General features: G+C 66.5%; 14 protein-coding genes. 12 read left to right on the forward strand and 2 right to left on the reverse strand.

The features are described 5' to 3' along the window. The first annotated feature begins 63 nt into the window (after nucleotides 1–63). The 9 genes from KUW62_RS04595 to KUW62_RS04635 all read left to right on the forward strand — a co-directional run bounded on the left by KUW62_RS04595 (nucleotide 64) and on the right by KUW62_RS04635 (nucleotide 11,352). Nucleotides 64–1,038 (forward strand): membrane dipeptidase, encoded by a 975-nt coding sequence (locus KUW62_RS04595; RefSeq protein ID WP_224814338.1) that lies wholly within the window; start codon nucleotides 64–66, stop codon nucleotides 1,036–1,038. After that, the gene (locus KUW62_RS04600) at nucleotides 1,035–2,705 is read left to right on the forward strand and encodes a hypothetical protein (RefSeq protein ID WP_224814339.1); all 1,671 of its coding nucleotides are present in this window, start codon (nucleotides 1,035–1,037) and stop codon (nucleotides 2,703–2,705) included. Before KUW62_RS04595 ends, KUW62_RS04600 begins: the two co-directional genes overlap by 4 nt. Continuing rightward, nucleotides 2,684–3,319, forward strand: coding sequence for a DUF3726 domain-containing protein (locus KUW62_RS04605; protein ID WP_224814340.1), 636 nt, complete (start codon nucleotides 2,684–2,686; stop codon nucleotides 3,317–3,319). The genes KUW62_RS04600 and KUW62_RS04605 overlap by 22 nt, the downstream gene beginning before the upstream one ends. A 218-nt stretch (nucleotides 3,320–3,537) precedes the next feature. After that, nucleotides 3,538–4,218 carry an FHA domain-containing protein gene (locus KUW62_RS04610; RefSeq protein WP_224814341.1) on the forward strand — a complete coding sequence of 227 codons (681 nt, stop codon included), beginning with the start codon at nucleotides 3,538–3,540 and terminating at the stop codon, nucleotides 4,216–4,218. Continuing rightward, nucleotides 4,215–6,947: a protein phosphatase 2C domain-containing protein gene (locus KUW62_RS04615; protein WP_224814342.1), complete on the forward strand. Its 2,733-nt coding sequence runs from the start codon at nucleotides 4,215–4,217 to the stop codon at nucleotides 6,945–6,947. The genes KUW62_RS04610 and KUW62_RS04615 overlap by 4 nt, the downstream gene beginning before the upstream one ends. 60 nt (nucleotides 6,948–7,007) lie before the next feature. Further along, nucleotides 7,008–7,874 (forward strand): hypothetical protein, encoded by an 867-nt coding sequence (locus tag KUW62_RS04620; protein WP_224814343.1) that lies wholly within the window; start codon nucleotides 7,008–7,010, stop codon nucleotides 7,872–7,874. 9 nt (nucleotides 7,875–7,883) lie between these two features. After that, nucleotides 7,884–9,893 (forward strand): FHA domain-containing protein, encoded by a 2,010-nt coding sequence (locus KUW62_RS04625; RefSeq protein WP_224814344.1) that lies wholly within the window; start codon nucleotides 7,884–7,886, stop codon nucleotides 9,891–9,893. Nucleotides 9,894–9,936: 43 nt separating this feature from the next. Then, entirely contained in the window at nucleotides 9,937–10,395 is a 459-nt protein-coding gene (locus KUW62_RS04630) for a hypothetical protein (protein WP_224814345.1), read from the forward strand. Continuing rightward, complete coding sequence (locus tag KUW62_RS04635) at nucleotides 10,396–11,352, forward strand: sulfite exporter TauE/SafE family protein (protein ID WP_224814346.1); 957 nt, start codon at nucleotides 10,396–10,398, stop codon at nucleotides 11,350–11,352. It begins immediately after the preceding gene. Nucleotides 11,353–11,355: 3 nt separating this feature from the next. On the opposite strand, the gene KUW62_RS04640 is transcribed toward KUW62_RS04635, so the two are convergent. Beyond that, entirely contained in the window at nucleotides 11,356–14,859 is a 3,504-nt protein-coding gene (locus KUW62_RS04640) for a serine/threonine-protein kinase (RefSeq protein WP_224814347.1), read from the reverse strand. Nucleotides 14,860–14,962: 103 nt separating this feature from the next. On the opposite strand from KUW62_RS04640, the gene KUW62_RS04645 reads away from it, so the two are divergent. Further along, complete coding sequence (locus tag KUW62_RS04645) at nucleotides 14,963–15,613, forward strand: tyrosine-protein phosphatase (RefSeq protein WP_224814348.1); 651 nt, start codon at nucleotides 14,963–14,965, stop codon at nucleotides 15,611–15,613. Between the two features lie 12 nt (nucleotides 15,614–15,625). Here KUW62_RS04645 and KUW62_RS04650 read toward each other — a convergent pair whose 3' ends face one another. Next, on the reverse strand, nucleotides 15,626–17,902 hold the full coding sequence (locus KUW62_RS04650; RefSeq protein ID WP_224814349.1) for a serine/threonine-protein kinase: 2,277 nt from the start codon (nucleotides 17,900–17,902) through the stop codon (nucleotides 15,626–15,628). Nucleotides 17,903–18,173: 271 nt separating this feature from the next. Between KUW62_RS04650 and tig the strand changes: the two genes are divergently transcribed. After that, the gene (gene tig, locus KUW62_RS04655) at nucleotides 18,174–19,499 is read left to right on the forward strand and encodes a trigger factor (RefSeq protein WP_224814350.1); all 1,326 of its coding nucleotides are present in this window, start codon (nucleotides 18,174–18,176) and stop codon (nucleotides 19,497–19,499) included. An 89-nt stretch (nucleotides 19,500–19,588) separates the two neighbouring features. Beyond that, a complete protein-coding gene (locus KUW62_RS04660) occupies nucleotides 19,589–20,122 on the forward strand; it encodes a GNAT family N-acetyltransferase (RefSeq protein WP_224814351.1) in 534 nt (177 codons plus the stop codon). Nucleotides 20,123–20,148 lie beyond the last annotated feature (26 nt).

The following is a 20,148-nucleotide window of genomic DNA, read 5'->3' on the forward strand; positions in this document are numbered from 1 at the left end:
TATTTCGGGCACATGGAAGAGGGGTGCTTGACGGTGCCGACGGCCTCAGGAAGGGTTCGGCCCATGCGCATCGACAACCTTCAATATTGCAACTGGTCGCGTCGCATCTTCGAGGAGATGCGCGAGGGCGGGTTGGATGCGGTCCATGTGACCATCGCCTATCACGAGGTGTTTCGCGAAACGGTTCTGCAGATCGAGCGCTGGAACCGGTATTTCGAGGAACACGGCGATCTGATCGTGCGGGCAGGCTCCGCTGCGGATGTGGATGCGGCGAAGGCGGCGGGCAAGACGGCGATCATTTTCGGGGCGCAGAATCCGTCACCAATCGAGGATGATATCGGGCTGGTGGAGGTTCTTCACACGTTGGGCCTGCGCTTCATGCAGTTGACCTACAATAATCAATCCTTGCTGGCGACGGGTTGTTACGAGGACGAGGATCCCGGGCTCACGCGGATGGGCCGGGAGGTGGTGGCGGAGATGAACCGGGTGGGGCTGGTCGTGGATATGAGCCATTCCGCCGACCGCTCCACTATCGAGGCTGCCGCGCATTCGACCCGACCCATCGCCATCACCCATGCCAATCCGCACCAATGGCACCCGGCGCGGCGCAACAAACGCGCGGAGGTGGTCGAGGCCGTGGTGGCGGGCGGCGGCATGATGGGGTTTTCGATCTATCCCCATCACCTGAAAGACGGCAGCGCCTGCACGCTCGACAGTTTCTGCGGGATGATCGCGGATATGGCGGAGCTTTATGGCGTGCAGCATTTCGGGATCGGCAGCGACCTGTGCCAGGATCAGCCCGACAGCGTTGTGGAATGGATGCGCGTGGGGCGCTGGACGAAACGGATCGATTTTGGCGAGGGGTCGAAGGACAATGCGGGCTTCCCGCCGCAGCCCGACTGGTTCCGCAGCAACGCCGATTTCCCGAAGCTGGAGGCCGGCCTGCGCGCCGTGGGGTTCGACGCGGCAGGCGTTGAGGCGGTGATGGGCGGCAATTGGTATCGCTTCTATGCGGAGAATTTCGGAGGTCAGCGATGAAGGAATTGGCGCCCATGCCGGTCGCGATGCGCGATCCGGACGTTGTGATGCGGCTCAAGCGCATGGGGTCGTTCCACCAATCGCGGTTGAGCTTCATGCGCATCCTGCTGCGTCGGATGAAGGCGGAGAATTGGGATTTCACGCGCCCCGAATGGGACTTGGATGCCAAGGGCGTCGGCCATGCGGTCTATAGCGCCCACGGGCCCGAGCGGACCTATTCGCTGGTGGCCTTCGCCCATGATTTGCCGCCCGATCAGCGCAGCGACCGGGTGATCGCCACGGCATGGGACGCGACATTCGCGCTGTTTGACGGGGTGCCGGGGGCCGATGACATCGCGCGCCTGTCGCAAAACGTGCCCTACCAGGAGGCGGGGCGCGTGAGCGGGCGGGAATTGACGCTGAGCCGGGCCAATCGGTCGGTCCGGTTGTGGGACCATGTGGTGTCGGCGTTGGCAAGCGGGCGGCAGCCGGACCGGGACCTGATTGAGCGCGTGGGCTACCTGATGCGGACCACGGCGGTCTACGGGTCCGCCAAATTCGGGGCGGCGGATCGCGCGATGATCGAAGACCGGCAGGAGTTGCACGCGCCGTTCCAGGCGGAAATGTTGAGCGTCTACCTGATCCGGGCCTTCGTGATGGACCTGGTGGAGCATATGGCGCGCATGCGCTCCGCGGATGCCGTGGTGCTGGATGCGGGCCTGCGGCGGCGCTTCGGGATCGGCAATTCCACCGGCCTTGGCATGGCGCCGTTCCTGGTGAACCATCCGCGCCTGATCCACCATTGGATCGAGGCGCGCGAATGGGCGCTGGCGCAGGTGCGCGGCTTGGTGCGCGCGACGGATGAAGAGGCGCGGGTTCTGCGCCACTTCGCCCTGCGCGCCCGCCGCAATGCGATGGAATGGCAATCGGAGCATCCGATCCAGCAGGCGAAGCTGGCCGATCTGCGCGCCGATATGGACCTGCTTCTGGTCAAGCTGGACGGCACCGATCTGACCCAGGCGGGTGCAATGGATGCCCTGTGGCGTTGGGGGGAAGCGGCCTTGAGCGTCGAGGGGCAGGAGCAGCTGGCCGCCCTGATGCTGGAGCCGTTCGGGCAACTGGTTGATGGTGCGGCAGAGCGCATGGCCGCCGACGAGACGCCGCGCCGGATCGACGGGCAGCGCGACGTGGCCGAGATCAGGGCGCTGATCGAGCGCATACACCCGGAGGCGCTTGAAACCGATTGGACCTGCGCCACCCAGAATGCGCGGGTCTGGTACACCTCTGCCGAAAAGCTGGAGCCGCGATTGGGGGAGCGGGCGGAAGAGGATCTGGACGCCTATGCCAACCCGCTTTGCCCTGGATATGAGGCCGCGCGGCTGCATGCGGCTCTGGAAGGGGAAAGCGGACCGATCGCCGCGTTCCTGTTGCGCCATCCGGACCACCGCCACACGGTCCGGCGCCTTCTGATTGCGGAGACGCATCCCTACGCGGAGGTGCGTGACAACACGCTCCACGCCGATATTGCGCCGATCGACCTTCTGCGCGCGAAGCTGAGCTTTTTCGGGGCCACGCGCTTCGACCCGAGGTCCGATCGCTGGGTCCGGATCACGATGTTCCAGAATGCGCCGTTTCCGCAGGAATTGGCCGGGGCTGACCCCGATGGGTGGAGCTACCCCGCGCCGTGAGCTTCGATCTGTCATTGGGGGAATTGCAGGCGCTGGTCAGCAAGGCCGCACGGGGGGCCGGGCGCAGTTTCGGCATGGCGGAGGAGGCCGGGCGCGCGGCCCGCTGGTTGACGGAGCGCGGCGGAAACGGCGCGGGCGCGGTGGCGCGGCTTCTGGAGTTGACCGACGGGGCGGACATGGCACGGCTTTCACCCGAATTGCCGGGGATGACGTGCCGGGGTCGCGCAATGTGCCCGCTGATCCTCGGGGCCTATCTGTCCGACACCGGGCGCTTGCCCGAGGGACCGGTCGGTCCGGTGCTGGAGCCGCTGATCCTTGCCCCGTTCCTTGCTGATTTGACGGGAGTGGACGGCGTGCGGGCGGATTGGGGCGAGGGTGCCTTCGGGATAACGGGCGACGGGGATCTGACGGGAGAGACCGGGAGTGCGGCGGCGCGGGTCCTGACGCTCTCGGCGGGCGCATTGCCCGGTACGGCCCACGGTAGGCGCAGGCGCGCCCGCGTGGTGCCGCCGGCCTACACGATCCTGATGACGCTCGCGGCCCGGACCTATGCGCCCGCAACCGAGGAAAGCCGGGCGCGCGGGGCCGGGGCGGGCCTGATCGACAGCGACTGATCGCTCACACGGGTCCGTGATCCCGAACCGCGCAGGTGCTGAGGTTTTCCACCACTCGCCAAGACTTTCAAATTCCTTCACGTTTGCCGACAGTATGCTACGACTTGTTCCAGTGCGCCCGGTGGCCTTTCCGCGCCGGGCTTTGGACGGACGTTAGACCATCCGCTGGCGGAGCGGGCAGGTGGCTGCCTGCCGGTGACAGAGACGAGAGGTTGCCCATGGCCAAGAAACCCATCCTGACCGATGATGAATTGGACGGGGGCATCCCCGGTACGGGCGATGTGCCGCCGCCCCCCCTACCACCCGCGCGTGCGGGGTCTGGCACGGCCACGCGGCCCCTGGATGCTGCCCCGCCGCCACCGCCCGCGCCGCCTGCCGCGACGCGGCCATTGGATACGCCCGAGCCGCCCGAGGCAGAGCAACCGCCCGCCGTGGCAGAGCCTGCGGGACGCGATGCATCGGGTCACGCACGCCCCAAGACGCGCATCCATGGATACGGTGGAGCCGCGCGCGATGCCGCGGAGCAGGCCGAGGTAGCCGACGCCCCGGACGTGCCGCCGGTCGTGGGCTGGTTGGTCGTCACCGAAGGCCCCGGACGCGGCGCGTCCCTGCCGCTGGTCGCGGGCATGAACAGCATCGGGCGGGGTAAGGAGAACGCCGTGCAGGTGGATTTCGGCGACGCCACGATCAGCCGCGATCCCCACGCTTTCGTCACCTATGACGCAGAGGCGCGGAAATTCCATCTGAGCCATGGGGGCAAGACCAACATCGTCTACCTCAATGATGCACCGGTTCTGGCCTCCGAGACCTTGGAAAATGGCGCGCAGGTGCGGATCGGGGCGACACATCTGCGTTTCGTCGCCTTCTGCGGCCCCGATTTCGATTGGGCGGACGCATGAAGACGGACGGCACGAGGACGGGCGCGGCCCCGGTCGGATACGACGTGGCCACGGCGCTCTGGCAGGGCAAACGGCCTTACCAGGAAGACACGCTGCTTGCCGATTTCCACGGCGGCATGGATCGCGGCTTCGCGGTTCTGGCCGACGGGATGGGCGGACATGCGGCGGGTGATCTGGCCTCTCGGCTTGTGGTGATCGACGCGGTCAGCCACCTGAAATTCCTGATGCACGATGGCGCGGCGCTGGAAAAGAACCTCCAGGCGGAACTGTCCTCGGCCATCGACACCGCGAACGACGTGCTCAAGGATCGGGGGGCGGAGGATCGTCGCCTGCAAGGTATGGGGGCGACGTTCCTGGCCACCGTGATGTTCGAGGATCGGCTCTATTGGGCATCGGTCGGGGACAGTCCGCTTTACCTTTGGCGGGAAGGCGCGCTGAAGCAGCTGAACGAAGATCATTCCATGGCGCCGGTCATCGACCAGATGGCCAAATCCGGCGAGATTTCCAAGGAAGAGGCCGCCAACCACCCAGACCGCAACGCGCTGACCTCCGTCCTGATGGGCCGCGCGGTGAAATCGCGCGACGTGCCGAAGACCGCCATGGTCCTTGACCCCGGTGATGTGCTGATCCAGGCCTCCGACGGGTTGCAGTATCTGGAAGAAGACCAGATCACGGAGGTCCTGCGCGGGATGAAGGACGGCGCGACGAGCCGTCAGATCGCCGATGCGCTGATGGCCGCGCTGCACACGCTCGATGACCCGTCCCAAGACAACACCGCCATTCTGGTCCTGCAACTGACCGAAGGGTTGGACGGCGGCGGTGGCGCGACTGTTGCCGCGGCCTCCGGTGCCGGTGCGGCGTCCTTCGCTGGCGAACGCGCGGTGGATAGTGGCGGTGCGGCTGCGGGCGCGACCGCCCCCCGTGCCGAAGCGCCAGCGGATGTGGAGCAACCACCGGGCGGGCGACGATGGCTGATACCGGCGGCCCTTCTCGGCGGGGCGGCACTGGCACTTGGGCTGATTTTCGGCCTGCCGAGCACGCAAGATGAACCCAACCTCGCCAACGGCACGCCACCGCCGGGGGACGAGACGGGTATCGCATCTGACGATCCCACTTCTGAACCGGTGGCCGTGGCGGGGGACGACACACCCGATTTGCCCGACGATGCCGAAGGCACGGACCTTGCGGATGCTGCGCCCGACCCGGACACGGCGCAAGACAGTGCCACACCCGCGGAGGATGGCGCGGACGCGCCCGACCCGGCCCCGGCGGCCGAAGATGATGCCACACCTGCGCAAGAGGTGCCGGCCGAAGACGACATCGCGGCGGAAGACAAGGATGAGAGCGCGGATGCGGAGATAGAGGCCGCCGACCCGGATACGCCGGATGCGAGCGGTCCCGATGCAACCCCGCCCGGAGAGACCAATCCGGCCGTGGAGGACGAGGCAGCAAGCGAGGCGGCGCGCGATCCCGAGACGGGGCCCGAGGCCGACACGGCCGGGGCGGAGGCGGAGCCCGCGCCGGAGCAGCCCGCGGACGCGCCCGATCCCGCAGAGGCCGCAGCGCAAGCGGAAACGGACGAGGACGGCGCGGACAGCGCAGCGAATGCCGGGGACGGCGCGACCGATCCGGGCGAAGATGCGCCCGCTGACGGCGCAGCACCCGATTTGGCTGAGAATGACGAGGCGGTTCCGCCCGCCGATGTGGACGAAGACGGCGCGGATGTCGCGGCGAATGCGGGCGCCGGTGCCACCGATCCCGGGGAGGGTGCGCCTGACGATGGCGCTGCGGCGGACGAGGCCGACGCTATCGCCGCACAGCCCCAGTCCGAAGCGCCGGAACGCGACGCGGAGCCCGCGGCGGAACCCGATGCCGATCTGGCGGAGGTCGAGACTGAAAGTCCGGTCACGGTATCCCCCGCACGGGACGCCGACGATACCGGACGCGGCGACGGTGCGGACCAAAGCGCGGAGGCAGATCCGATGCCCGTGGCCGACAGCCAGCCCGGCGCGGTGGATGGCGAAGGTGACGCGGCGGCGATCCCGGGGCCGGAGACAGCACCGGACGCGCCGGAGGCGGAGGTGCCGACGGAAGCCGCCGATCTGCCCGCAGCGGAGCCCGACGCATCCGGCGCTTCGCCTGCCCAGACAGAAGTAATCGTGCCGGGTACGGCCACGCCTGCGCCTGCCCCCACTCCCGCACCTGCTCCCGCACCTACGGCACCGCTTAGCCCGGCCCCGCTGCCTGCGCCCGCACCGCAACCCGCCCCCGCCCTGCCGATGCCGCCCGCCGGTGGTACGCCGTCGCCCGGTCAGGTTGTGCCGATCCCCGGCGTCGGTCCGATCCAGCGCGAGGGCCTCGATGCCCCGGCCCAGGGCCAGGGGACCACGGCGCCACAGGATGTCGCGCCGCTCTTGCCGCGACAGCCCGCACGCCCCGCCACCCCGGAGGATGAGGTCAACGTGGTGCCGCGCCAGGGCGGTGATGCCTCGCAAGAGGCGCAATCCTCGACGATCCCCGGCCCCGCGCAGCAGCCGTTCACGGCGCCCGGGCAAGGCGATGCACCGACGGCGTTGATGCCGCCCTTCGTGCCATCGGGCCAGACCATATGTCAGCGCCGCCATTGCTTCGCCATCGTGATTGGACGCGACGGACGGCAAAGGCTTGTTGTCCTTCCACCGCGCCAAAGGACCGAAGTGGACAATCCGGCAGCAAGACCGGTTAAATGAAGAAAACACCGATGACACGCACCAGACACGATAAAGACGAATGCAACGGGGACAGATGACATGAGCGACGATGTGGAGCTTTCGATCCGCGACGCCGGGACCGGGGCCGAGGTGCTGGGGACCCAGACCCTGCGCCTGCCGGTCGAGATCGGGCGGTTCGGGGCCGACAATGTGGGCCGGATCAGCGCAGGTGACGGCCAGGTTGTTCATTTCGGCGACGGGTTCGGGACATTGTCACGCCAGCACCTGACGGTCACGGGCAGCCCGGATGGCGGCCTTGTGGTGACGGATCTGAGCTCGAACGGCGTGACGCAGATCGGGCAGGCGGGGTCTGCCCCCGTGCCATTGGGGCGCGGCGGAACGGTGCGCATGGCCCCCGGCGCGATGCGGGCTTTCGAGACGGTGGGCCTGCAAATCACGCTGTGTTCGCCCAAGGCCGCGCAGGTCGACACGATCGGACAGCCGCTGCATCTGGTCTATGACAGCTCCTCCACCGGGCGGTTGAAGGCGCTGGACCTTGACGGAGTTTCCATCGCGCTGGTGGCCGGTGGCCCCGACGAAGTGCTGATGCGCCGCCGCAAGGGCAGCGCGCAGGCGGCGATGGACGGCTTGACCGCGGAAGGGGCAAACTGCCTTGTGACCATCGGCCCCGACGGTGCGGGCGGGATCGTCGCGATTTGCGGGCAGGGGGACGAGGTGTCCCACAACAGACGCATGATGGATGCCGGTGAGCGGGCCGAGATGGATCACCTTGCCACGGTGGAAATCCGCGGCCAGCTTCTGCGCATCATGTCCGCGGAGGAGGGCAAGGGGTTGAGCTGCACGAACACCGAGTGCCGCCAGTTGAACCCCTATCTGCCGGGGGAGAATTGCCGTTATTGCGGGCAGCGTCTGGGGGATGGCACCTCCTACTGGGTACATTCGTAAGAGGCTGTTATGATTACGTTTCCTGTTCGTTTCCGGGTTCGCCAGATCGGCATAGACGGCAATACGATGGGCCCGTCCCGCATCTTGCTGTGCGAGGAGCCGGGCGCCTTCCTGATCGGCAAGACCGAGGACGCCGACGTACCGCTCACCGGTGACGCGGTCAGCCGCCGCCACATGTCGCTGGTGATGAGCCACGAGGATGTGCGCGTCCGCGACGAGGGCTCCACCAACGGCACCTATGTCAACGGCACCCGCGTCGATGAACAGGTCCTGGAAATCGGCGACCAGATCTCCATCCCCGGCTGGTTGCTGGAACTTCTGGCCGCGGCAGAGACGCCCGCCAGCGCCACGCGCATCGCCGGCGTGGAGGTGGATGCGAGCCTAGTGAGCCGCCTTGTCATTACCGATGACGACGCGCCGCCGCCGTCGCGCCGCAACTTCCCGGACATGGAATTCGACGGCAAGGACGTGGTGGGGATCGAGGCGTTGCGCGCCTCGGGTCATCCGGTGGAAGAGGTGAAATTCTGCGCCGTGGGCGGTGGGCTAGGTAGCTTCGTCTGGGTCGATCACCTGCGGTGCTACGGTGTCCCGGCCTCCGACATCCGCGCCATCGGGACGGAGGAGGTCTGCTACCAGACCTACAAGCGATACTGCAAGAACAGCCAGATCCCGGATCACGAGCGGCTCCGCTCCAATTCCCTCTCGCGGCCTGACAATATCTGGGGTTTCCCGGGTTACGCCTTGCGCGAAGTGGGCAAGGGGATCGGCGTGAAGGGCGTGTTCCAGGTCTTCGGAGAACCGACCCTGTCGGAAAGCTACACGCCGCGCGCAGGGGATGTGTTCGACAGCCTCGACAAGGAGGCCGTTCGGATCGGCTGGGGCGAGATGCTGGTCAAGGCGCAGGTACTGGGCGTCCGCAAAACGTCCGACGGGCGCTACGCGGTGGCCTACAAGCTCTGGGGTGGGGAGGCTTCGGGCCAGGAACGCAACCGGTATCTGATCGCCGACGTGGTGCATCTGTCCACCGGATATCCGGCGACGCGGTTCGTGGACGATTTCCAGACCTTCATCACCAATCACCCCGACAGCCGCGCGCAGGTCGCGAACGCCTATGAACCCCATGACCAGATGTACGTGGAGGCCGAGCGCAGGGGCGGCCCGGTGCAGGTCGTGGTGCGCGGGCGCGGGATCGTGGCCAGCCGGATCATCCAGCGCCTGTTCGAGGCGCGTAAGAAAAATCCCCATATCCGCATCCTGCATTCCATGCGGTCGGCCATCGGTCCGCGCGACGGCGCGGTGTTCCGCAAGGCGCGTCGCTTGGTACGAAATAATGTGGAGATCCAGCCCTTCAACTGGCCCAAGAGCTGTTGGGGTGGGGATCTGCGCGTGGAATACGAACGGGCTTCGGATCAGGATCGCGGCGTGATGCTCAACCAGCTGGGCGGCACGACCACCGCCGAACGCTCCGACTGGATCGCGATCGCGGAGCGCGGTGCGGAGGAGGGGTGGTACAGACCGGTCTACGGCAACATCTCGGACCTGCAACCCATACCGCCCCAGGGGGAGAACCAGCCAGCGGGCGTGCAGGTGGCCATCGACACACAGGAAGGCAATCGGGAGGAGTTGAACGCCGATTATCTGATCGACTGCACCGGCCTGATTGCCGATATCCGACGCTCTCCCTTCCTGGCCGACATGCTCGACACCTATCATCTGCCGCGCAACCACGCCTATCGCGAGAAGGGCGGCGCGGTGGAGCAGGGCGGGGCCACGGGCCTGCGCTGTACCAATGATTTCGAGATCGAGGGTCTGCGCAACGGCAATGGCCGGGTCTACGCGGCCGGGACGATCACGACGGGCGGGCCGTATCTGGCCGTCGACAGTTTTCTGGGCCTGCAATACTCGGCGCTCAGATCCGTGGATCACATGGTGACGGAGCGTATTCACAAGGTCCCGAACCTCGGGCCCCTGCGATCCTTCGCCGGGTGGTCGAAATGGATGGTGGGGGCGCGGCCATGAACCTGCAGACCCCGATCCCCATCGCGTTGAAGGAGCCCGCGACATGATCCCGACACTTGCAGGCCGACTTCAGACGCGCATCTTCCTGTTTTTCTTCATCGGATTGCCGATCACGATCCTCTACGGCCTCTACTGGACCGGGTGGCAATGGGATTGGCGGACGATCCAGATCTTCGTCTGGTTCCTGTGCACGATCACGGCGCTGGGGCTATTCCTCGACCCGCTCTACATCTTCTTGCAATCGACGCGCTGGGACCGCGACTGGCCTTTTGCCTACCAATTCTTCTTTTCGTGGGTGGAATTCGGCATCGTGTTCTTCGTGGCCCGTGCAGGCTTGCTGCCTTACTTGCCGGAATTCGCGTTCCAGGGCGGGCGCGGATTGAGCATCGCGGTGCTGCACTTCGCGCTTGTGTTCATCCCGTCCTTCCTGGCGCTGCTTGGACCGTTGCAGGCGATCTTCATCCGCTGGCGCTTCAAGGGCGGCCAGTTCGGGAAGATGTGAATGGCCCATCCGTCCGCGATGAAGCCCGTCATCAAGGCGTGGATTCCGATCCACCTGCTTTTGCTGGCCGGGGCCTATGCCTGGCTCCTTTGGGAAAGCGCGCTCACGCTGGAGGTCCTGATGGGCCTTTGGTTCTTCTTCCCGGTGGGCATCCTGGGCGCGATCATCGCCAATGCGACGGGCACGGGCGGCGGCGTCGTCTTCGTGCCGGTCTTCACAGCCTTGCAGGACGGGACCATCATGATCCCGCCGGAGCTGGTGCAGATCGCCACGCTGAAGCCCGAGGAATCGGTGGCGGTGTCCTTCACCATCCAATGCTTCGGCATGTCCATCGGGGCGCTGACTTGGGCCTACGCCATTTTCGTCAAGGACAGTCTTGCCTGGGACGAGAAGGTATCGTCGCAGACCCTCGCGATGCTGACCTTCACGCCGCTTGCTACCGGCATCCCGGCCCTGTTGCTGACCCAGGCCTTTGTGGAGGTCGAGGGCGATCAGCTGATCATCTGGTTCAAGTTCTTCTCGCTCGCCCTTGGTGTCACGCTTCTGATCTTCACGTGGCTGCAACGCAGGCAGGCGGCGAAGGATCGCAAGCTGTGGGTATCACCGGGCGAATTGTGGGTGCTTCTGGGCCTTGGCATTCTAGGCGGGGTCGTGACCGCGCTCTTCTCCGTGGGGATCGGGGAGTTTCTGGCGATCTACCTGATCCTGCGCCGCTTCCCCACCAAGGTTGCGATTGCCGTGGCCGTCTGGGTCAGCGTGGTCTGCGTGATCGCGGGGTTCTGGGACGGCTATTTCGGCGGATTGGTGCGGCTGGAGATTGTATTGATCGCTGTGCCGGGCGCGATCGTGGGCGGGTTCCTGGCCAAGGGGATCGCGTCACTTCTGGGCTCGCTGTGGCTCAAGACGCTGGCGTCGATCTGGATCATCGCGTCGAGCCTTTACCTGCTTTTGACCTGAGCTTTACGGCGCAGTGGTCGTGCCGGTCAGGGTGATCAGGGCATCGCAGGTTTCCCCCTCCGGCGCGGCAAGCCAGATGTCGAGCGCGCGCGCCTGGTTGCCGTCATCGGACAGGGCGACGGACGCGGCGGGGCCGGTGCCGCCCGGCAGATGCCATTCGGTTCCGAAGCGCACGATGGGGACGGGGCCACAGGACCCGGTGGCGCGCACATTCAGCTCCACCGGGCGCGACGTGTCCTGAATATCGATGGCGATGTCGGGGTTCCGCGTCACGAACAGCGCATTTGTCGCCGATTGCAGGGCCTGCGCGAGGGCGGGCGCCGTCGCGGCGGCGCAACGCGTCACCTCTTCCCCGCCGCCCGCCTGGACGGAGAAGATGCGTCCGTTTTCCAGCCCGCCCGGCAGGATAGAGATGCCGTTGCCCACACGGTCCAGCACCGCGCATCCGGTCAGGTCGGGGGCGGGTGCGACGGGCGCTACGGGTTGCACCGGGACGGGCAAGGTGGCGATCACCGGCTCGGGCGCGGGCGCGCTGCCCAGACGCCAGATCTCCGCGTCGGGCTCTCCGAGCGTGCCGGTGGCCAGGTGCAGGTTGTCGAAGCTGAAATAGCCTTCCCGCGCGTCGCCGAAGCTCTGAACCTCCTGTCCGGTCTCGACCTCGATGACCTGCGCCGGGACGGTTCCTATGGCCCCGATGAACAGCATCGACGCATCCGACGAGATCGACAGGAACGCCCCAGCGCGGCCCGCGCCCAATTCGCCCGAGCCCCGGATCTCACCGGTCAGAAGATCGATGACCTCCCACATGTTGGAGTTGGCGCGCAGGAAATTCAGCCGATTTCCCGACAGGCGATAGCGGGTGTAGCTGCTGTTGGCGGGAATCTCTGCGGTGGGCGATTGGGTCACTGGATCGTCCAGCAGACGAACGGTGCCATTGCCGCGCAGAACCATCAGCCCCTGATCGCCGCCGATGGGCGACAGGGCCGCAAAGGGACCGATGCGGTTGGAATTGCTGCGCGTCAGCCGCCCGTCGGGTTGGAAAAGCTGCAATTGGGTCGGCGTGACGACAAGGATCTGGTTCGATGTCTCGGCAAAGGTGATGCGCACGGCGTCGCCCTCATCGGCCTCCGTCAGAACCGTGTCGGGCGCGGCGCCGGGATCGGCGGCGGCGCTCAGCGCATCCAGATCGTAGAGCACGACCTCGGTGCGGTTGCCCGCGCCCGTGCGGGTGAAGATGAAGTATCGCTCATCCTCGCTGATGGCGCGATTGGCGGTCGTGACGGTCGTGGGCTCGAACCGCAGGATCTCGCGCCGAGTGGGGATATGATAGAGGCGGTTCGGCGCGCCGTCTTCGGTGGTGGCAATCAGGTAGGTGCCGTCACGGGAAAACCCCAGACGTCGGATCGTGTCGGGTATGCCACGGGCCAGGTGCGCCTCGTATCCGCCGGTCTCGCGATTGTAGAGCGCGATGCCGCCGGTATCGTCGGCGACGGCAATCCGCTGATTGTCCCAGGAAAAGCGCGGCAGAAGCGCAAGCGTGCCATTGGGCGACCGCAATGTCGCGTCCTGCACCCAATGGGCGGTTTCCGCGGCCTCCCCCACGCCGGTCAGCGCCAATGCCTCCTGCGCGCGGGCCAGTGCGGCGCGGAGCGTGTCGTTCTCGGCCTCCAGCTCCTCGATGCGGGTGCGCAGCGTCTCCATCTCGGTGGCGTTGTCGTCGGAATTGGCGGACATTGTGTCGGCCTCAACCCGCAGGCGATCGCGCTCGGCCTCTGTCGCGGCCAGAACGTCTTCCAACGCGCTCAACTGCTCCTGCAACGCCTCTGCATCGGTTTCGCCGGCCAGCGCCTGTTGCAATTGCTCCTCCAGTGACATCGCCCGCGCATTGGCGGACGCAAGGGCGGCCTCCGTCACCGTCAGGTCGGCTTCGATCTCGCGCAATTGGGCGGCTTGGGTCCGCGCCTCTTCCAATGCGCCGGTGGTCTGGGACAGGCGCAGCTCCAGCGCGCGGATCTGTTCGGTGGCCGCGTCGCGGGCAGCTTCCAGCGCGCCGATGCGTTCGTCGTCCGCCACGCCCTCGGCGACCAGTTCCGCCGCGCGCGCCTCTGCCGCGTTGCGTTCGGCCTGCGCGGCTTCCAGCGCGGCTTGGGTTTCGGCAAGGGTGGTCAGGTCCTCCTCCAACCCCGCGATACGGTCGGCGGCGGTATCGCGGGCGGCGCGGGCAGCGTCCAGTTCGGCCATCGTGGCGGCCATGTCGCCGTCCATCTCCTCCAGTCGGGCAAGCTCCGCCTCGGCCGCATTCAGCTCGGCCTGCAAGCCTTCCAGCTCTGCCGTGGCGGCTTCGCGCGCGGCCTCGGCCTCCGCCAGACTGCTTTCCAGAAGGCTCATCCGCTCCATCATCGCGCCCATGTCGGGGGTGAGCCAAGGCGGCTGCGTGGCCCAGATCGCGCCGCCCGCGCCGGCGATCAGTAGTGCGCCGACCAGAAGGCCGGGGACAAAGCGGCTGCGGCCTCGCGCGGTTCCTTCCGCCGGTGCCGCCACGGCGGGTTGCACCAGCGTCGTTGGCGCATCGGCCAACGCGCTCAGCCATGCCGCCGCGTTTTCGGGGCGGTCGTCGGGGGCCATGCGCAGGGCGCGGTCGATCAGGGTCAGAAGGCGCGCATCGTGTTCCTCGTACCGCCCGGCGATGGGGACGTAGGGGTCGGGCTGACCGGTGGCCAGCGCGCTGGCGCGTTCGTCGGCGGCCACGGGCGCGGCACCGGTGATGACATGATGCAAGGTCGCGGCCAGCGCGTAGAGGTCCGAATGGGGACCCTGCGCCGCGCCGGTAACGTAGAATTCGTGGGGCGAATAGCCGTCGGTCACGACCCGGAACGTCCCCGCCATCCTCGACCGCGCCTGGGTTTCCGCCCGGGCCGCCCCGAAATCAATGAGCATCGGCATCCCGAAACGGTCGATGCGGATATTCTGGGGTTTGATATCGCGGTGCAGGACGCCCTGGCCGTGGACGTAGTCGAGTGCGCCTAGAAGATCGCGGGCCAGTTCCAGCACACGGGCGGGGGCAAGACCGGCGTCAGAGCCCACGATCTCCTCGTGCAGGTCGCGGCCATGGATGAAATCCATCGCCATATAGGCGGTGCCGTTCTCCTCGAACAGCGTCTGGACATGGACCACGTTGGGATGGCGCAGGCGGGCCAGCATCCGCGCCTCGCGCAGGAATTGCGCGCGCGCCGTCTCGAAATGCTCGGACGTCCCGGCGGAGGTTGCGCTGACCGTGTGGGTCATCGCGGCGCGTTGGGCAAGGCCGAGGGGGAAGCATTCCTTTACCGCCACGTCGCGGCCCAGAGTATCGCCCGCAAGATAGGTGATCCCGAACCCGCCCGACGCGATCAGGCGTTTGATTTCGTATTGCCCGCCCAGAAGCGTCCAGCCCGCAGGAAGCTCTCCGGCGGGCAATTGGTGGGTCACGGCATCGGGACCACGGGGATTGGGCGTATCATTGGCCATCTGGAGGGCATCCTTGCGCGGGTGCGCGTCCCTGTAAACGTATGTTTTTCCGGCCCCGCGCGAAGGCTTGTAATCGCGGCGCACATGGGACAGGTCAGGGTCCATGAGCCTGAGCATACTCGACAAAGCCAAGGGGATCTGGGCCGTGGCCACGCGGCGCTATGACCAGCGGATCGACACGCCGCTGGGGCGGTTCCAGGGCCGTGTCTTCGCGCTCTTTCCCGACCATGGCTTCGTGCGCGGGCGCTGGCGGAACGAGGGGCAGATCGCCGACGGCCTCTACCGGTCCAACCATCCCCATCCCAGGGCGCTTGCGGCGTACAAGGCGCGGGGCATCGTGCAGGTTATCAGCCTGCGCCCGCCAGAAGGGCCGGTTCACGCCTTCGAGGCGGAGGCCTGCGCCGCGCTGGGGCTGGAATTGCGCAACGCTCCCCTGACCGCCCGGCAGGCCCCTTCGCGCGAGGCGTTGTTGAACGTGTTGGAGGTCTTCGACACGATCCGTCTGCCCGCGTTGATCCACTGCAAGTCGGGCGCGGATCGCACGGGGCTGGTCGCCGCGATGTGGCATATCCATGTGGAAGGGCAATCGCCCCACGAGGCCCGGCGCGAATTGTCGTTCCGGCACCTGCATATCAGCCTGTCGAAGACCGGTATCCTTGATCGACTGCTGGACGCCTATACCGCGCGATGGGACCTTGACCGGATGCCGCTGAGGGATTGGATCGAAACGGAATACGATCCGGAAAAGCTCTAGCCGACTGACGGATCAGTTGAGCCAGGTTTCCACTTCCAGCGACGCGTCGCAGGCTGCGCCGTCGATGGTGCCGATCCATACGTCGATGCGGCCTTGGATCGCGGCCAGACCGGTCAGGTTCAGGAGCGGGAGCACCCCGCCATTCGAATTGTCATCGAAATGCCAGACCGTATCTTGGGTGTTGACCAGAAGCGTGGTGTCGCAGTCGGACACGACCTGCAGCTCAAGGCGCCGGAATTGCTCCATCTCGCTCAATTGCAGCGTGAAGGTGGGCACCTCCTCCGCGAAACCCGATACGTTGAACGGCAGGTCGGGGCAGGCGGACAAGAGGGCGGAGCCGCTGGCCCGCGCGGTGAGCGTCTGAGCGGTGTAAATGTCGGTTCCGGTATAGGACAGCGTCTGCCCCGGCACGGCCCAGGTGGGGCATGCCCCGGCGGAGCCTGCGGCGGGCAAGGTGTTGGGGCCGGGATTGGGCACGGTGGCATTGGCCAGCATCAACTCGATCTCGGCGCGGGCGGCGCGCAGTTCCATGTTCAGCCGATCGGCCTCCTCCTCCGCCTCGCTCAGGTCTGCGGCCATCCGTTGCAGGTCGGCGCGCGCGCGGTCGACGTTGAGAAGCGCGGCATCGCGGGCGGCGACGGCGGCGGCGCGCGCGGCGTCGAGATCGGCGACATCGACACCTTCGCCCGATGCGATCTGTTCTTCCAACGCGGCCAGTTCGGCTTCCAGTTCGTCCGCGCGGGCAAGCGCCGCGTCGCGATCGGCAAGGACCGCGCTCATCTCCGGCGGGGTGTTGGCGCTGGCGGCTTCCTGCGCGGCGGCAAGCTGGTTTTGCAGCTCCGCCACCTGGTCCTCAAGATCGGTCAGGGCGCTGTCCGCCGTCTCTCGGTCGGTGATGGCCTGGTTGAGCTGATTGCGCAGAACGGTGGTTTCCGGGGCGTCGCCCTCTTCCGCGGCTGCCAGCTGCGCCGACAGGTCTGCAACGCGCTGTTCCAGTGACTGCGCCTCAGTCACGGCGGCATCGCGGAGGGTTTCGGCCTCCGACACCGAGGATTCCAGATCCTCGATCATACCCGACATCGTGGCAAGTTCACCTTCAAGGAATGCGCGGGCTTCCTCTGCGGCGTCCAGTTGCCGCTGCATCTCGGGATCGGTCACGCCCGTCCCGCCGCCCGGCAGCAGGTCCAGCGCCACGGCCCCGCCCCCCAGAAGCGCCAGGGCCAGGCCCCCCACGGCAGCCCCTTTCCAGAAGCCGCCGGTTGAGGCCTCGGGCGCGGGGGCGGCGACGGGTGCGGGGGCCACGATCGCGGCGGCGGGCGGTGTTTCCACGATCCGTGTCGTGGCGTCGGGAATGGCGGCGAACCATGCGGCGGCATCGGCCGGGCGATCCTTGAGCGGACGCGCCAGTGCGCGGTCGATCAGCCCCAAAAGGCGCGGATCATGGCCCGGGAAGCGGCCCGCCACCGGCTCATAGGGGTCTTCCTCACCGTTGGAGACCTTTTGCGCCCGTTCGTCTGCGGGTGCGGGCGCGGCCCCGGTGATGCAATGGTAAAGCGTGGCGGCCAGGGAATAGAGGTCGGAGGCCGGGCCCTGTTCGGTGCCGGCCACATAGAATTCGTTGGGCGAATAGCCGTCGGAGACGACGCGGAACGTGCCCGCCGCGCGGGACCGGTTCTTGGTTTCCTGCCGCGCTGCGCCGAAGTCGATGATGACGGGCGTATCAAGCGGGTCGATGCGGATGTTCGCGGGCTTGATGTCCCGGTGCAGCAGGCGTTCCTTGCCGCGCTCGGGCGCATCGCGGTGCAGGTAGTCGAGCGCGCCCAGGCAAGTGCGCGTCAGCTCCATGATATAGGCCGGTGTCAGCTTCTCCGGCTCGTGATCGATGATGTGCTGAAGATCGCGCCCCTCGATATAGTCCATCGCCATGTAGGCGGTGCCGTTCTCCTCGAAGAGCGTCTGGACATGGACGATATTGGGATGGCGCAGCGCGGCGAGCGTGCGCGCCTCGCGCAGGAACAGGTTGCGCGCGGTCTCGAACGGTTCCGCGGTCGAGGCGCTGGCGGCGGAAACGGTGAAGTCGCCGGCGCGCAGGGCAAGGCCCGCGGGGAAGCATTCCTTGATCGCCACCTTGCGGTCTAGGTTGTCGCGCGCCTCATACGTGATGCCGAAGCCGCCTGCCGCGATCCGGCCTGTGACGCGGTACATGCCCGAAGACAGCTCCGCGCCCACCGGCAATTCCCCGGCGGGGCCGTCGGGCAGCATCTTGGTCTTGCTGGGATCGTCGCTCATCAGATCGGGACCATTTGCGGCGAAGGGGCAGGGCAGGTTCCGCCTGAATATGACGAATCCTGCCCAAATTTGTAAACGTCCGGTTTCCCTTACGCAAATGCCCCCTTTCCCTGTCAGCCGCGTGATCTCGGGCGCGGCGGACGCGGGGCGTTTGCGCCTGCATTTCCGGCCCATACCCCCCTTGCGCGCGGGTCATGCCACCCATAGAAGGGCGCTTGATTTTCCATGCCGGACGAACCCGCGCCACTTGGGCGCCGCGAACGAGGTTAATATGCAGATCACCGAGACCCTGGCCGAGGGCCTGAAGCGCGAATACCAGATCACCATCACCGCAGACGCCCTTGAGGCGCGCGTGAACTCCAAGCTGGAAGAGGCGCAGCCCGAGGTGGAGATGAAGGGCTTCCGCAAGGGCAAGGTGCCCATGGCGCTCCTGAAAAAGCAGTTTGGCCCCCGGATCATGGGCGAGGCGATGCAGGAAAGCGTCGATGAGGCGATGCAGGGCCATCTTGATGAATCCGGCGATCGCCCCGCGATGCAGCCCGACGTCAAGATGACGAACGAGGACTGGAAAGAGGGTGACGATATCGTCGTCTCCATGGCCTATGAAAAACTGCCCGAGATCCCGGACGTGGATTACAAGGCCCTGAAGCTGGAGAAGCTGGTCGTGGCCCCCGGCGACGACGAGGTGGACGAGGCGCTGAAGAACCTCGCCGAGAATGCCCAGAACTTCGACACCAAGAAGGGCAAGGCCGCCGATGGCGATCAGGTCGTGTTCGACTTCGTGGGCACCGTGGACGGCGAGGCGTTCGACGGCGGATCGGCTGAGGATTTCCCGCTTGTCCTCGGCTCCGGCCAGTTCATCCCGGGCTTCGAGGAGCAATTGGTCGGCGTGAAGGCCAAGGACGAAAAAGACGTCGAAGTGACCTTCCCCGAGGAATATCAAGCCGAGCATCTGGCCGGTAAGGCCGCCGTCTTCGCGTGCAAGATCAAGGAAGTGAAGAAGCCGGTCCCGGCCGAGGTCGATGACGAATTGGCCAAGAAATTCGGGGCCGAAGACCTGGACGCCCTGAAAGGCCAGATCGTCGAGCGCCTGAAGGCCGAATATGCCGGTGCATCGCGCGCGGTCATGAAGCGCGGCTTGCTGGACCAGCTGGACGAGGCCGTCACGTTCGATCTGCCCCCGTCGCTGGTGGAGGCGGAAGCCAAACAGATCGCCCATCAATTGTGGCACGAGGAAAACCCGGAGGTGGAAGGGCACGACCACCCCGCGATCGAAGCCACTGACGAGCACAAGAAACTCGCGGAGCGCCGGGTGAAGCTCGGCCTTCTGCTGGCCGAGCTGGGTCAGAAGAACGACGTGCAGGTCTCTGACGCGGAGATGACGCAGGCGATCATGACCCAGGCGCGCCAATATCCCGGACAGGAACGCCAGTTCTTCGAGTTCATCCAGCAAAACCGGGACGCCCAACAGCAGGTCCGCGCGCCCTTGTTCGAAGACAAGGTCGTGGATTTCATCGCTGAAATGGCGGAAGTGAAGGAAAAAGAGGTCTCCAAGGACGAGTTGAAGGCCGCCGTGGATGCCCTCGACGAGGAATAGGCGCCGCGTCATCGCCGCGACTGGTTCAAGCGCCGCCCGGGGGATCGGGCGGCGCTTTTCTTTTGCGCCTCGTCGTTGGAGGGTAGGGGATGGTTGCCCGCACGATCATCCTTCGTCCGCTGCGCGACAGCGATGCCGAAATCCACGCGACTCTCCCCCATTCAGAGGAGATTGCGGGATCGTACGGCGCCGCACCGGGCAAGCGCGCGCCGCGGAACCTGACGCGGTCGAGGGCATGGTTGGGCTGGATGCGGTCCCGGCCCTTCGGCCGCATCATAGAGGTGGATGGGCGCCCCGTGGGCGAGGCCCGGCTGCACAGCGTCACGGAAGACGGGGAGGGTGCGCGGCTGGCCATTGGGTTGTTCTGGGAAAGCGACCTTGGCCAGGGGATCGGGAGGGCCGCGATTGCCCTTGTTCTCGATCACGGATTTGGCCCCATGGGCCTGCGCCGGATCGACCTGCGGGTGCTGGACTACAACGTCCGCGCGATCCGCTGTTACACGGCCTGTGGATTCGTTCAGACTGGCGTGGAACCGCGCGCCGTGCTGCGGGACGGACGCTGGTTTGACGACCTGATCATGGAAATCGACGCAGATATGCATCACGCGCGGAAATCCCGATAAGCGATTGATTGCCAAGGGTTTGACCG

The organism is Hasllibacter sp. MH4015 (genome assembly GCF_020177575.1).
Lineage (GTDB): Bacteria > Pseudomonadota > Alphaproteobacteria > Rhodobacterales > Rhodobacteraceae > Gymnodinialimonas.

What these genes read in the sequence shown, in the direction of transcription:
- tig (WP_224814350.1), top strand. Translation starts at nt 18,174, where the DNA reads ATGCAGATCACCGAGACCCTGGCCGAGGGCCTGAAGCGCGAATACCAG.
- KUW62_RS04625 (WP_224814344.1), top strand. Translation starts at nt 7,884, where the DNA reads ATGATTACGTTTCCTGTTCGTTTCCGGGTTCGCCAGATCGGCATAGAC.
- KUW62_RS04610 (WP_224814341.1), top strand. Translation starts at nt 3,538, where the DNA reads ATGGCCAAGAAACCCATCCTGACCGATGATGAATTGGACGGGGGCATC.
- KUW62_RS04645 (WP_224814348.1), top strand. Translation starts at nt 14,963, where the DNA reads ATGAGCCTGAGCATACTCGACAAAGCCAAGGGGATCTGGGCCGTGGCC.
- KUW62_RS04620 (WP_224814343.1), top strand. Translation starts at nt 7,008, where the DNA reads ATGAGCGACGATGTGGAGCTTTCGATCCGCGACGCCGGGACCGGGGCC.
- KUW62_RS04660 (WP_224814351.1), top strand. Translation starts at nt 19,589, where the DNA reads ATGGTTGCCCGCACGATCATCCTTCGTCCGCTGCGCGACAGCGATGCC.
- KUW62_RS04635 (WP_224814346.1), top strand. Translation starts at nt 10,396, where the DNA reads ATGGCCCATCCGTCCGCGATGAAGCCCGTCATCAAGGCGTGGATTCCG.
- KUW62_RS04595 (WP_224814338.1), top strand. Translation starts at nt 64, where the DNA reads ATGCGCATCGACAACCTTCAATATTGCAACTGGTCGCGTCGCATCTTC.
- KUW62_RS04650 (WP_224814349.1), bottom strand. Translation starts at nt 17,902, where the DNA reads ATGAGCGACGATCCCAGCAAGACCAAGATGCTGCCCGACGGCCCCGCC.
- KUW62_RS04600 (WP_224814339.1), top strand. Translation starts at nt 1,035, where the DNA reads ATGAAGGAATTGGCGCCCATGCCGGTCGCGATGCGCGATCCGGACGTT.
- KUW62_RS04640 (WP_224814347.1), bottom strand. Translation starts at nt 14,859, where the DNA reads ATGGCCAATGATACGCCCAATCCCCGTGGTCCCGATGCCGTGACCCAC.
- KUW62_RS04615 (WP_224814342.1), top strand. Translation starts at nt 4,215, where the DNA reads ATGAAGACGGACGGCACGAGGACGGGCGCGGCCCCGGTCGGATACGAC.
- KUW62_RS04630 (WP_224814345.1), top strand. Translation starts at nt 9,937, where the DNA reads ATGATCCCGACACTTGCAGGCCGACTTCAGACGCGCATCTTCCTGTTT.